The sequence below is a fragment of the Sporomusa termitida genome (genome assembly GCF_007641255.1).
In the GTDB taxonomy this organism is placed as follows: domain Bacteria; phylum Bacillota; class Negativicutes; order Sporomusales; family Sporomusaceae; genus Sporomusa; species Sporomusa termitida.
Map to the genome: position 1 here is coordinate 300,027 of NZ_CP036259.1, position 13,166 is coordinate 313,192.

Here is a 13,166-nt window from a genome sequence, read left to right on the forward strand (position 1 = left end):
TCGCTATCGCTCCTAAAAACCTGGTTCTCTGCTTATGGTTCTCTGCTTATCCAGTGACGATAGCTGTGGGGCTCCACCTGTTCCCATACCGAACACAGCAGTTAAGCCCACAAACGCCGAAGGTACTTGGCTGGAAACGGCCCGGGAGAGTAGGAAGTTGCTGGTTAAAGAAAAGCACTCACTGTTGTGGGTGTTTTTTTCTTTTTCCTGTCCGGGATTTGCTTGTTGGCTAAATGGTTTCCGGCATGTTAAATTTGTCGCTGCTTTGTAGCGTTTTTTTCATTGATTATGGGACAGTATAAAACAAATCCGAAACTTTATATATTTTTAACATTTAGTTTTATCTTATTTCTTGGTGCTTAATGTTGAATTATAGTGTTTGGCAGCAGATAGGCAGGTATTATTATTTAAAACTTTAAAAAAACAAGCTATTTTTATTACTTATAACTTGGCACACTACTTGCTTATTTAAACAGCGAAAAGGAGGGAAGCAAAATACCGGAAGTTATCCGCGTAAGTCGGCTTCAATGGGGGCATGAAAACACGATTTCAAAAAGACAGGGGGTTTTTAGGATGTCATTACAGGGAAAGGTTGCTTTAGTTACCGGGGGCGGAACTGGTATTGGCAAAGGGGTGGTGGCGGCTTTGGCGCGTGCAGGGGCACAAATCGCTATTGCGGCAGTGGATTTCGTCGATTCCAGCGCCAATCAATATGGAACTAAACATATTGGGGGATATATGGCAGCCCAAAAATTGGCGGGCGAATTGCAGGCACAAGGCGTTGAGGTTATCGTTATTGACGCCAATATTACAAAAACGGCGGACATGGATCAGGCCGTTAGAACTACGGTAGAACGTTTTGGCAAACTGGATATTCTGGTCAATGTTGCTGGTCTCATAACTTGTAAGCAGGTGGTTGACTTAACAGAAGACGACTGGGATTCTGTTGTCGATACCAACGCCAAAGGTACTTTTGTTGCCAATAAGGCAGTGCTGCCGCAAATGAAAAAACAGGGCGGCGGCAGGATCATAAACTTTACATCGATAGCAGGTAAAACCGGTTACCCGGGTCTTGCCCATTATTGTGCCTCCAAGTTTGCGGTAATAGGTTTTACGAATGCGTTAGCTAAAGAACTGGTAAAAGATAACATAACCGTTAATGCCGTCGCTCCCGGCATTGTTGCTACGGAAATGTGGGTTAATCTTCGCAAAGCATGGGCCCTGCCCGGAGAAACGGAGGAAGAAAGCTATAAACGTTGTGTAACCAGCATGATTCCTCAAGGCGTGGATCAAACTCCGGAAGATATGGCGAAAGCCGTACTGTTCTTTATTGATAATCCCTGTGTTACCGGACAGACTCTAAATGTTGACGGCGGCTGCTCTTAGAATAAATCCTGGTTTTTAAAAGGAGACTGAAAAAATAGCTTTTGCAGGAAGTTAAAAATGGGCACAGCCAAAAAGCCGGCAATCATGCTAAGCTTTCCGCATGATTGCCGGCTTTTTAACATAATAGAATAATAAGCTGGGTATTTTATTCTTTTGCATAACGGTAATTTTAATGTTAAACTAGGAAACATACGGAAAAAATTGATATGTATTATTCATTGTAAAAGATGAGAAGGTATATATGGATAGTAAAGTAAAATTAGCTTATTTTTTTATCGATTTATTAGTACCCTTGGGTGTGGGCTATTTGTTACGCATTAAACCTATGTTTGGTGAAGGTTTTTTTGTCAGTATGGCCAACTATAACATGCTGCTGTTGTACCCGGCTCTTTCCGTATTGAGTTTTTGGGTTCTGCCGTTTAGCTGGGAACTAATATGGCTACCGTTATTCGGCATAATTCTTTGCATTATTCCCGGCTTGGCTGCCTATTTAATCTCAACCAACAAATATAGCAGCATGCTTGACACGGGGAGCTATATTTTGTCGGCTATGTTATCCAATATTGGCACATTAGGCGGCTTGTGCGTCTATATTCTGTATGGTGAAATCGGTTTTGCTTATACACAATTGGTGGTGTTACTGCAAGTGGCGGTAATTTTTTTAGTCTGTTATCCTTTAGCTCAGTATTATTACCGACGCGCACAAGCGGTAAGTTTGGACAAAATATCTTTTTCGAAACTATTTTTAAACCGGAATCAATTGCCGGTACTGGGCTTGGCAATTGGTTTTGCCCTATATTATCTCAATATACCGCGCCCGGTCATACTAGGTAAGCTGTTTGACCCGCTGGTCCATATCGCGGCCTGGACTGCATTGATGCCAGTAGGCCATTCCCTTGATTTTTCAGCAATCAGGAAGTATTATTTGAGTACGTTTGACCTAGTCCCGATAAAATTCATCGTTACCCCGCTAGTGGTCTATATCATCGCTAGGCTGGTATTCGATGATCCTAAAATAATCAATACGGTATTGATCCTGGCCAGCATGCCAACGGCGATCAGTGCGGTTATTGTGGTAAAAATTCATCATCTGAACATTCATATTGCCAATGCTTCTTTTATCCTGACTACGGCCTTGTTTCTCCTGGTTGTATACCCTCTCCTTTTTTGGGGCTTACAGTGAGATAGCTAGAGATACGGCCCGGCGATAGCGTTAGGCAAAGTATTATAAGGCTCTTGGCCCAATCGGTGTTAGCCACCGGCTGGGCCAAGAGCCTTTTTTTGCCGGGAGAGTGGTTTGACGTTTAGTTGACGCAAATATGGTACATTGTTTTCTAAAGCTAGTACTTCATCTTTCTTAAAACCGATGGAATAGTTTGCGTAGATTTTTTCGCAATGCAAGGCGGAGGACCCGCGCATATCGGACATATGTAAGGCGACGACAACGCAGCAGTGCGGGAAAAGATGCGCAAACTTTCCTTGGTTTTGAGGGAGTGAAGTACTAGTACTTTTTTCAGATTAATGGAGAGGCTTGGTAAGAGATGAATAATCAGTATAGGCCTGCAGATATGAGTCTGTGGGCAGGACGCACTGACAGCAGGGAGAATTATGATGCTTTCCGGTGGCATCAGTGGATGCGGGAACTGAATCTAAACAATACCGGCAGTTTACGCTTTGCGGGCAAGCTGAGCTTTGTCCTGTTGGGTTTTTGTTGTGATGAGGGTGTCAGACGCAATCATGGCCGGACAGGGGCTGCGAAGGGGCCTGATGCTATCCGCCGGGAGCTGGCTAATCTGCCCTGTACATTTAGCCCGGAGGTTATCCTGTTCGATGCCGGCAATATTACCTGTACCGATGGCAACCTGGAAGCAAGCCAGGCCGCCCTGGCGCGGGCGGTAACCCAAATCCGCCGGCTCGGTTTTTTTCCTTTAATACTGGGGGGCGGCCATGAACTCGCCTTAGGGCATTATCGCGGTCACCGGGATTATATGACCGACCGTAAGCAAATACCGGATATCGGCATTATTAATTTTGATGCTCATTTTGATCTCCGCCCGTTTACTAACGGCAGCAGCTCAGGGACGATGTTCAGGCAGATTGCGAAGGAGGCGGGCAATTCGGGCTGGCCATTCCATTACCTATGTATAGGGATTCAGCGGTTCAGCAACACGTTGGAACTTTTTAAAACGGCCGCACAAACGGGGTGATTCACATACCGGCGGCGGAGGTCATTGGTACAGGCGACTGGAATGTAATTAAAAAGCTGGATGTATTCATGAAATCAACCAAGCATATCTACATAACCATATGTGCTGATGTTTTTTCCACAGCCTTCGCCCCTGGCGTCAGTGCCGCCCAGCCGCTGGGATTGCATCCCGAAGATGTTTTAAAATATCTTAAACATATCTTTCGTTCGAAAAAAGTAATTGGCTTTGATATTGCCGAAGTATCACCAAGGTTTGATCATGACAGCACAACTGCCAGTCTGGCAAAAGTGTTGATCTTCTCAGTAGTGAACACAATTTGCAGTATGCAAGGGCTTTCCCGGTAATTAGGCTGAAATTCATCAAATACAAATGCAAGCCGGTGCCGGGGACAACAGGTGGTATGGGTTTGACATCCGTTTTTGCTAACTGCCTGCCGGGCAACTGGTGGGCGGCTTTTTATTTTGAGAAAAACTCATTGTCTTAACGAATCACCTTTTTATTGTTTATTATAAATGTCGAAATTATAATCTTTATGGTATAATTTTAGCAGATATCAGAAAGTGGATGTGATGCATTCTGAAATGGATAATCGGTTGTATTCTGTCAGGAATAATGGTTTTAGCGGGAGGCGTAGCTGTACTGACTTCTGAAATAGGGGAAAACTCTGCGAATACTTTTCTGTTTACAATATTAATGTTTTTGGTTGGCATATGGTTTTATATGAAATATGACAATTCCAAATGATAAAAAATGTCTGCTATTAAGCAGACATTTTTTTATTTCCATATCTCACCTCAGATGACAATTTATGACACAAAAAATATCATATAATTTAATTGCTAATTTGTCCAATTGTGAAAAAGGGTAATATTTGTAGAACAAGGGGGTAGGCGTATAGTGAGGAGCAGAGTAAGGGTCTTACTAGCAGTATCATTTTTGATTATTTCTATCATAGCAGGAGGTTGCAACCAGGTGGAAAAGGTAGCAATACCTGTTCAAAAATATCCCGAGCGGCCTATTACTATGATTGTTCCATTCAGTGTTGGCGGTGGTTCTGATTTAATAGCACGTTCATTAGAAAAATATGCTTTCAAGCATTTAGGACAGCCATTAGTAATTATTAATAAGCCTGGTGGTGCTGGCACGATTGGCTGGAATGAACTGGCTGGAGAAAATCCGGATGGTTATACTATTGGTATAACTGCCAGTGACTTGCTGCTATTATCACTTTATGAATCAGGCAAATACCAGTACACAACTGCACTAGATCCTCTAGCGCAAGTTACAGCACTGCCTATGGTACTGGCGGTTCAAGCTGGTCAACCCTGGCATAAGCTAAATGATTTAATTGAATATGCTAAAAATCATCCGGGTGAACTCAAATTTGGCAATGCCGGCATAGGCGGGTTTACACATGTTCTCAGTGAGACTTTCGGCCAAACGACAGATATTGTGATTAAGCATGTACCTTTTTCGGGAGCGAATGAGACGACTGCCGCATTACTAGGTGGCCATATTCAGGTTATTTTTGCTAATCCTATGGTAGTCAGAGAACATGTAAAAAGTGGAACAGTCAGAATTCTGGCTGTAAACAATGAACAGCGTATGGTTGATCCAATATTTAATTCGGTACCAACATTTAAAGAACAAGGGCTTGAGATTACTTTAAGTAATTGGTACGGAATAGCCGCTCCCAAAGAAATGCCAGCCAACATAAAAAACAAACTTGCTAAGGCACTTAAGGAGGTTATTACTGATCCAGAGTTTCGAAAAGATATGGAGGGTATGAGTATGTCAATAGAATATTTAGACCCCCAGGAATCACAGCTCAAATGGATTAATGATAGTCAGATGTTGCAGAAAACATTGCAGGAAAGCGGTATATTAGAGCAGATTAAAACCCAGAAAAAATAACGTCGTCAATAAGAATCGCTGAACATGCCGCTTTGTCCTCCGGGGTAAAGTGGCTTTTATTTTTGTGGGATGCAGTGTTGCAAGAGGATGGTTCGCTGGCAGTCAACGGCTCAAAATATCGTTAGAAGAGTCGGGGATCATGGAGCAGATTAATGCTCAGAAGCAATAAGCTTTTAGCTGTATAGGTGAATATTTCACACTTTACGTTGCCGCCTGGCTTCCGGGGTGGGCGTTTTGGTTGGATGTATTGTTGCAAGAGGGGACAGGGATGTTGTTTTTGATTTTTAAACAACGATGCATTAGGATTACAATAAATATAAGCTGCCTTCGAAAGGCTGCAATAGCATAATTTTAATGTTTAGATATTGAAACATAATCCCTGTCCCCTGTGTTTCGCAGATCATCTCTTTTTCCAGGCAGGACTTGCAGGCAAGGCTGGCGAACGGCTTATAGATAGTGGCTTGCTGAGGTTTTTGTGAGCATTTTCCTCTTCCGTGCCGAATCATACGCTTGCCTCCATTTCGATAAATAAAATCGCTAGTGGCCAACGGCTGGCAATGGCGATTTTTTTGCTTTGACCGGCCTTGGTCCGGGCCTGCCGGCCGGCGGGCAGCTGAAATTTGCCGGCAGACCGGTAGGCAATGGCGCCCCGGGCAAGGCAGGAACCTGCTAATATGACAAGATTCCTCATGCTAATGTCAAAAAATTCAGAAGGTGAAAATATTGTTTTCAAGGAATAAGCTTATTCAAGATAAGAACACCAATCTAGTGCCTGCGTTTGTGTGTGGCATCAATGGAAGATAGGCAATTAACAAGAGGAGGCAGTTATTACTATGAGGAGTCATATTACCACAAGGGGATTAGAGCGGGCAACACACCGCGCCTTATATTATTCTATGGGGCATTTGCCGGAAGATCTGGATAAGCCGTTAATCGCTATTGTCAATACGCAAAATGAAACAATGCCCGGGCATATGCATTTAGACAGCATAGCCAAAGCCGTCCGAGAGGGGGTTATTGCCGCCGGCGGTACACCGATAGAGTTTTCGACCATCGGTCTTTGTGACGGTATTGCCCAGGGGAACTACGGCATGCATTACCCCCTGGCCAGCCGGGAATTAATTTGCGATTCGGTGGAATGTATGGTCAACGGCCACCAATATGACGCCATGGTGCTGATTACCAACTGTGATAAGATTACCCCGGGCCTGTTGATGGCGGCGGTCCGCCTGAATATCCCGGCCATCATGATCAGCGGCGGCCCCATGGCTACCGGCTGTGTTGACGGGCAGGAAATCGGTTATACAGACCTGATGGCCGCCCAGGGGGATGTGGCCAGAGGGATTATCACCCGCGAGGAGTTGTCAAAAAGGGAAAGAGATGCCTTGCCGGGCTGCGGTGCCTGTAATCTGCTGGGAACAGCCAATACGATGAATTTCCTGACCGAAGCCCTGGGCATGTGCCTGCCGGGTTCCACCTGTCTGGCCGGAACCGGCCGGCGGCTGGCTTTGGCCAAGCAAACGGGTATGAAGATTATGGAGCTTTACCACCAATCGATTCTGCCCCGTCAGATTGTAACTAAAGAAGCCATCGAAAATACAATTACCGTTGATTTGGCTATCGGCGGGTCAACGAATACAATTTTACATTTAACCGCTTTGGCCAAAACAGCCGATATTGATTTTGATATTAACTGTTTTGCTGAGCTGGCCAAGAAAGTTCCCCATTTAGTAAAAATTAAGCCGGCCAATAACGGTCATTACCCGGCTGATGTTCATAATGCCGGCGGCATAACCGCCTTGATGGGGCAGTTGTGCCAGGATGGATTACTGCACAAGGATGTGTTAACCGTTACCGGCCAAACCGTCGAGGCGAATGTACGGGCTGCCAAAGTAATTAACAACACGGTAATCCGGCCGCTGGACAATGCTTACTCGGCCCAGGGCGGCCTGCAGCTGCTGTATGGCAATCTGGCCCCGGCAGGCTCGGTGTGCAAGAGTGCGGCGGTTGTGCCGGAGATGCATCACCACAAAGGTCCGGCCAGAATTTTTAATCAGGAAGAGCCGGCGGTGGCTGCCATTTATGGGGGCCAGATCAAACCTGGTGATGTTGTCGTAGTGCGGTACGAAGGTCCGAAAGGCGGCCCGGGCATGCGGGAAATGCTCACAGCTACCGCCGCAATTGTCGGGATGGGATTGTCCAAAGAAGTGGCATTGGTCACTGACGGCCGTTTTTCCGGAGCTACTGCCGGCGCGGCGGTAGGTCATGTTTCGCCTGAAGCCGCCGAAGGCGGTCCCATTGCCCTGATTGAAGAAGGGGATATAATCGAGATTAATATTCCTGAAGGCAAAATCCATCTGCATGTAGCGGCGGAGGAGCTGACTCGCCGGAAAGCGGCCTGGCAGCCGGTAGCTCAGGATCATGTGATTAAGGGCAGCTATCTTGACCGGTATGCGAAAATGGTATCGTCGGCTATGGATGGTGCTGTTTTTAAGTAGGCGTCTAGAGTAGGGTCTACAGTTTTAAGATTGACACGCTACTAAAATAAAACATCAAAAAACAGGAGGGAATATAACTTATGGCGAAAGTAAAAATTACAATCCCGGAGATTCTTGCAACCAAGCATAACGGTAAAAAGTTCAAAATGATCACAGTCTATGATTTTCCGATGGCAGGCATTGTGGACCGCTCAGCTGCAGAACTGATTCTGGTCGGCGATTCTCTGGGCATGGTTATCCAGGGGCATGACGGCACAATTCCGGTAAATCTTGAAGATATATTATATCATCTCAAGCTTGTCCGCCGGGGAGCGCCCAATACCTTTGTTGTCGGTGATATGCCGTTCCTGTCCTACCAGGTTAACAAGGATGAAGCCATCCGCAATGCCGGTACCCTGCTCAAAGCCGGCGCTGATTGTGTAAAGATGGAGGGGGATATTAAGATTGCGGCCACTGTCAAGGCTGTAGTCGATGCCGGCATCCCGGTTATGGGCCATATCGGCTTAACCCCGCAAACAGCGGCCATGATGGGCGGCTTTAAGGTCCAGGGCAAGAGCGCCGAAGCGGCTGAGAAGCTGATGGAAGCGGCAATTGCCATCGATAATGCCGGTGTATTTGCCATGGTTCTGGAGTGCATGCCGGCGTCATTATGCAAGCTGATTACAGAACGCGTCAAGTGCGCGACCATTAGTGTCGGCGGTGGCAAGGATTGCAACGGCCATAATCTGAATGCCTATGATCTTGTCGGTATTTTTGATAAATTTGTGCCGAAGTTTGTTAAGCAATATGCCCAGATGGGGCCGCAAATGGTCGAAGCGTTTGATACCTGGTGCCAAGAGATTGATGACGGTACCTTCCCGGAAGAGAAGCATTGCTTTACCATGAACGATGAGGATCTGAAACGGTTATACTAATTTATTGAAAAAAGAGGTGCTGAAGAATGGCTAGAAAAACAATTAATGATTTTGCCCAAATGGTGAGCAAAGGGGAAAAAATTGTCTACCTTACGGCTTATGATTACCTGACAGCTAAGATGCAGGAAAAAGCGGGCGTGGATATGATTCTGGTTGGCGACTCGCTGGGGATGGTTACGCTGGGGTATGATACCACTTTCCCGGTCACCATGGATGATATGGTCCGCCATTGCCAGGCTGTGCGGCGCGGTGCCCCCAATACCTTTGTCGTCGGCGATATGCCCTATATGTCATATCAGACCTCCAATGAACAGGCCATTGCCAATGCCGGGCGGCTGATTAAAGAGGCCGATGTCGATGCGATTAAACTGGAAGGCGGCGGCCCCATGATTGCCGAACGGGTTAAAGCGATTCAGCAGGCCGGGATACTGGTCATGGGACACATCGGTCTGACGCCGCAGCTTATGGGCCAGATCGGCGGCTACAAAGCGCAGGGCCGCAGTGCCGCGGCGGCGATGAAGATTGTTGATCAGGCCAAAGTGGTGGAGGCAGCCGGGGCCTTCAGCATTCTTGTAGAAGGGGTGCCTGCCGCTGTCGGCAAAGCCATTACCGAAAGAGCCGGTATCCCCATTCTGGGCATTGGCGCCGGTTCCTATACCCATGGACAGCTGCTGATATATGCTGATATGGTGGGGATGTATGATAACTTTACCCCGAAATTCGTCAAAAAGTACGCTAATGTGGGCGAGGTTCTGACAAACGCCTTTAAAGAATATGTGGCTGAAGTCCGGGCTGCTCAGTTCCCGGTGGATGCCGAGCATACGTATGGCATGAAAGAAGCTGATGTGAAAGAGTTTCTGGCGGCGCTGGACAAAGAATAGAAAGCGGGAGTTTTCTGACCGGCTGCATATTTTTCGACAAAATTAATTAGCAATTCTTCGGGAATGAGTTCTGTAAAAAACAGGACTCATTCCTTTTAATTTCGCCTAATACGGCGGTTATTGAGTCATGCAGTGCTTGAAACATATTTTATATTAATCGCACAGCTATTTGTTCGGGCATGGCTGAACAAAGGCTGGCTGTACAATATTTTTATGGTAATGGTCAATAAATTAGGCAGGAATTGATAGACAATTTAAAAAACTAATACTAATATGAAAGTTAGGAAAAGGATGGCGGTGCTGCCCCCAGTTATGGAGCCGTCTGCGCGGGCAGCTGCCGGTGCCCGCAAGTAAAAAAGTATAGGCAGCACATTATGTCTGTGTCTATGACGAGAAAGGATGGGAGTTTGTGCAAGGTACAGTAGTTGAATTGCCTTATGGCCAGGAAACGGTACAAGTAACTGTTCCCCCCAATAATCTGATCGGTGTATTTTCGCCGCAGGCTGTGGCGGTCGTAACTGATATCAGGCAGGAAATTATTCGGGCTCTCAACAACCCGATCGGCACTAAAAAGCTGCCGGAATTGGTTAAAGGTGCGAAAAAAGTGGTCATTGTTGCGGATGACAATACCCGTTTAACACCGACGGCGGCGATTATCCCGGTATTGCTTGATGAAATGAACGCGGCCGGCATTGCCGATGAGCAGATAACGATTATTATTGCGCTGGGCACCCACCGGTTTATGACTGAGGAAGAAATACTCGTTAAATTTGGTGAGGCAGTTGTTAAGCGGGTTACAATTAAAAATCACGATTTCAAGAATCCGGCCGCCCTTGTCGATCTGGGCCAGACACCGAACGGGACAAGTGTCTGGGTGAACCGCGAGGCTTATGAGGCTGATTTTAAAATCGGGATTGGCAGTATCGTGCCACATCATATTCCCGGGTTTGCCGGCGGGGCCAAAATTGTTCAGCCCGGTATTTCCGGGGAACACACTACGGCCGCGACCCATTTGCTCAGTGTCCGGGCACCGCGTTCGTATTTAGGCGTGGCAGATAATCCGGTACGGCGGGAGTTAAATATGATAGCAGGCAAAATTGGCCTGCATACAATTTTTAATACGGTGTTAAACCGGCACGGTCAGGTAGTGGGGGCCTTTTTCGGCGATGTGGAGGCGGCTTTCAGGCAGGGAGTGGCTTTGTCCAGAGAGGTATATGCGGCAGAAATTCCGGAAGCGGCCGACATCGTGATCGCCGGCTCCCATCCCTGTGATATTGAATTCTGGCAGGCCCATAAAACGCTATATCCTGCCGACCTTGCCGTAAAAGCGGGGGGGACCATTATTCTGGTTACGCCCTGTTATGAGGGCGTGGCCGTTACCCATGGCGATATGCTGGATATTACCTGCCATACGGCTGATTGTTTAAAGAAAATGGTAACCGATAAGCAGGTGCCGGATGAAGTGGCCGCGGCCTTAGCCATTGCCTGGGCCCAGGTGAAAGAACGGGAGGCAGTATTTATCGTTTCTGACGGTATTGTAGCTGACGCTGCCAGGCGCCTGGGGTTTACCCCGTTTGCCACCGTGCAAAACGCCTTGGCGGCCGCTGTCGCCAAACATGGCCGGAATGCCAGGGTAACAGTGCTGACCCATGCGCCGGATATGCTGCCGATTATTAAGCCAGGGCGTTGAGTACAGTAATTTTTTCGAGAAAGGGTGTTTAACGGTGAGAGAATTTAATCTGAAATACGGTACCGGAGAACTAAGCTTTTCCATCCCTAAAAAGCAGGTCGTGCATGAGATTATTGGCAATGAATATCCGCCTGTAGCGGATATCCCTCAGGCTGTCCGGGCCGCGCTGGCAGCGGCTATTGATTCACCACCCCTGGGCGAGATTGTAAAGCCAGGCGAAAAAGTAGTAATTTCTGTCAGTGATATTACCCGCTCCTGGCAGCAAATGCCGCTGGTATTGCCTGAGATTATTGAGATGCTGAATAAAGCCGGTGTGCCTGATGAAAATATTACTATTATTATTGCGGTAGGCGGCCACCGGCAAAACACCGAGCAGGAGTTTATCCAGCTGTGCGGCCGGGAAACCTGCCATCGCATCAGAGTAATCAATCATGATGCCTGGGATACCGACAATATGGTCTATCTGGGAAAAACCAGCCGGGGCACCGAGGTTGCCATCAATAAGCTGGCCCATGAGGCCGACCGGCTTATTTTGACAGGCGGCATCGTTTATCATTATATGGCAGGCTACGGCGGCGGGCGCAAGAGTGTGGTGCCCGGGATCAGCTCTATCAGAACAATCAGACAAAATCATCTCTGGGGGCTGGGCCCCGCAGAAGGGGCCGGCTCCAACCCGAATGCCGCCTCCCGTAAAACAAAAGGCAATGAATTGCATGAGGACATGATGGAGATCGCCGGTTTTGTGCAGCCCGATTTTATTATCAATATGGTGCCCACACCGGACGGACAGTTCGGCGGGATTTTTGCCGGCAACTGGGTGTCGGCCTGGACCGAGGGCTGTAAATTGGTGGATAAGCTGTACGGGGTTGAGATTGATGAATTAGCCGATATTGTGATTGCTACTGCCGGCGGGTTCCCGAAAGATATTAATCTCTATCAGACCGGTAAAACCATGGACAATGCATACTATGCGGTTAAAAAAGGCGGGGCCGTAATCATTTTAAGCGAGTGTTCGGATATTTATGAGCCGCAGGAGTTCTCCCGCTGGTTCCAGTTTGACGACAAACTGGCGATGGAGAAGGCGCTGCGCAAATCCTTCGGCATACCCGGCTGGGTGGCGTTAAAAGAGGTAGAATGCAGCGACTATGCCACCTATATCCTGGTAACCAGGGCCGAAAATGCCGGGTTTCTGGCCAAAACCAGCATGATTCCGGCAACTACCATGGAGGCGGCCCTGCAGATTGCCCGGGAAAAATGCGGAGCAGGCCAGCCGACCTATACGGTGATGCCACAAGGGGCCAATACCCTGCCGATTTTACGGCAAGGTTGATTAGCTAAATTAAGCCAGTATTGCATTTTCATAGGCTTGATAAAAAAATCCCGGGAAAACAATGGGAGTGAGCTATAATATAGCCTAAAAGACTGGAGGGAGACCTCACCGCCTTTTAGGCTAAAGCACCTAATCAGTGAATACTGACGGTCTATTTTCGCAAACCTTCGTTGTCGTCAGCCCGCATACGTACGTCCGGTATGCTGGCTGGCGCGAAAAAACAGCCTCGCCATTGTTCTACCGTTTTAGAGCTGACAAGGCACAAGACACTAGCTTGTGAAATTTATTACTTGACAAATAAAGTCAGACAAATTTTACAGAATAGTTGAAGGATTTTTACGACAGG

General features: G+C 47.2%; 12 protein-coding genes and 1 rRNA gene. 11 read left to right on the forward strand and 2 right to left on the reverse strand.

Features of this window, described 5'->3' with window-relative positions; all coding sequences use genetic code 11:
* Window positions 1-49 precede the first annotated feature (49 nt).
* From rrf to SPTER_RS01445, 6 genes are all read left to right on the forward strand, one after another.
* Window positions 50-166: ribosomal RNA gene (gene rrf, locus SPTER_RS01425) — 5S ribosomal RNA — on the forward strand.
* A gap of 407 nt (window positions 167-573) precedes the next feature.
* Window positions 574-1,386: an SDR family NAD(P)-dependent oxidoreductase gene (locus SPTER_RS01430; protein WP_144348725.1), complete on the forward strand. Its 813-nt coding sequence runs from the start codon at window positions 574-576 to the stop codon at window positions 1,384-1,386.
* A 241-nt stretch (window positions 1,387-1,627) separates the two neighbouring features.
* A complete protein-coding gene (locus tag SPTER_RS01435) occupies window positions 1,628-2,569 on the forward strand; it encodes an AEC family transporter (RefSeq protein WP_144348726.1) in 942 nt (313 codons plus the stop codon).
* A 358-nt stretch (window positions 2,570-2,927) separates the two neighbouring features.
* Complete coding sequence (locus SPTER_RS25535) at window positions 2,928-3,593, forward strand: formimidoylglutamase (protein ID WP_281289487.1); 666 nt, start codon at window positions 2,928-2,930, stop codon at window positions 3,591-3,593.
* Window positions 3,590-3,937, forward strand: coding sequence for an arginase family protein (locus SPTER_RS25540; RefSeq protein ID WP_281289488.1), 348 nt, complete (start codon window positions 3,590-3,592; stop codon window positions 3,935-3,937). Before SPTER_RS25535 ends, SPTER_RS25540 begins: the two co-directional genes overlap by 4 nt.
* A 679-nt stretch (window positions 3,938-4,616) precedes the next feature.
* Window positions 4,617-5,507 carry a Bug family tripartite tricarboxylate transporter substrate binding protein gene (locus SPTER_RS01445; protein ID WP_144352690.1) on the forward strand — a complete coding sequence of 297 codons (891 nt, stop codon included), beginning with the start codon at window positions 4,617-4,619 and terminating at the stop codon, window positions 5,505-5,507.
* Between the two features lie 305 nt (window positions 5,508-5,812).
* On the opposite strand, the gene SPTER_RS01450 is transcribed toward SPTER_RS01445, so the two are convergent.
* A complete protein-coding gene (locus SPTER_RS01450) occupies window positions 5,813-6,013 on the reverse strand; it encodes a hypothetical protein (RefSeq protein WP_144348727.1) in 201 nt (66 codons plus the stop codon).
* Window positions 6,010-6,198: a hypothetical protein gene (locus tag SPTER_RS01455; RefSeq protein WP_144348728.1), complete on the reverse strand. Its 189-nt coding sequence runs from the start codon at window positions 6,196-6,198 to the stop codon at window positions 6,010-6,012. Before SPTER_RS01455 ends, SPTER_RS01450 begins: the two co-directional genes overlap by 4 nt.
* Window positions 6,199-6,340: 142 nt before the next feature.
* Between SPTER_RS01455 and ilvD the strand changes: the two genes are divergently transcribed.
* The 5 genes from ilvD (at window position 6,341) to larAH10 (ending at window position 12,820) form a co-directional block, all read left to right on the forward strand.
* The gene (gene ilvD, locus SPTER_RS01460; protein WP_144348729.1) at window positions 6,341-8,005 is read left to right on the forward strand and encodes a dihydroxy-acid dehydratase; all 1,665 of its coding nucleotides are present in this window, start codon (window positions 6,341-6,343) and stop codon (window positions 8,003-8,005) included.
* 80 nt (window positions 8,006-8,085) lie between these two features.
* Window positions 8,086-8,919 (forward strand): 3-methyl-2-oxobutanoate hydroxymethyltransferase, encoded by an 834-nt coding sequence (panB, locus tag SPTER_RS01465; protein ID WP_144348730.1) that lies wholly within the window; start codon window positions 8,086-8,088, stop codon window positions 8,917-8,919.
* 26 nt (window positions 8,920-8,945) lie between these two features.
* Entirely contained in the window at window positions 8,946-9,800 is an 855-nt protein-coding gene (gene panB / locus SPTER_RS01470) for a 3-methyl-2-oxobutanoate hydroxymethyltransferase (protein ID WP_144348731.1), read from the forward strand.
* Between the two features lie 409 nt (window positions 9,801-10,209).
* A complete protein-coding gene (locus SPTER_RS01475) occupies window positions 10,210-11,490 on the forward strand; it encodes a nickel-dependent lactate racemase family protein (RefSeq protein ID WP_144348732.1) in 1,281 nt (426 codons plus the stop codon).
* A gap of 34 nt (window positions 11,491-11,524) precedes the next feature.
* A complete protein-coding gene (larAH10, locus tag SPTER_RS01480) occupies window positions 11,525-12,820 on the forward strand; it encodes an NPN-dependent 2-hydroxyacid racemase, LarAH10 family (RefSeq protein ID WP_170233096.1) in 1,296 nt (431 codons plus the stop codon).
* Window positions 12,821-13,166: the final 346 nt, after the last annotated feature.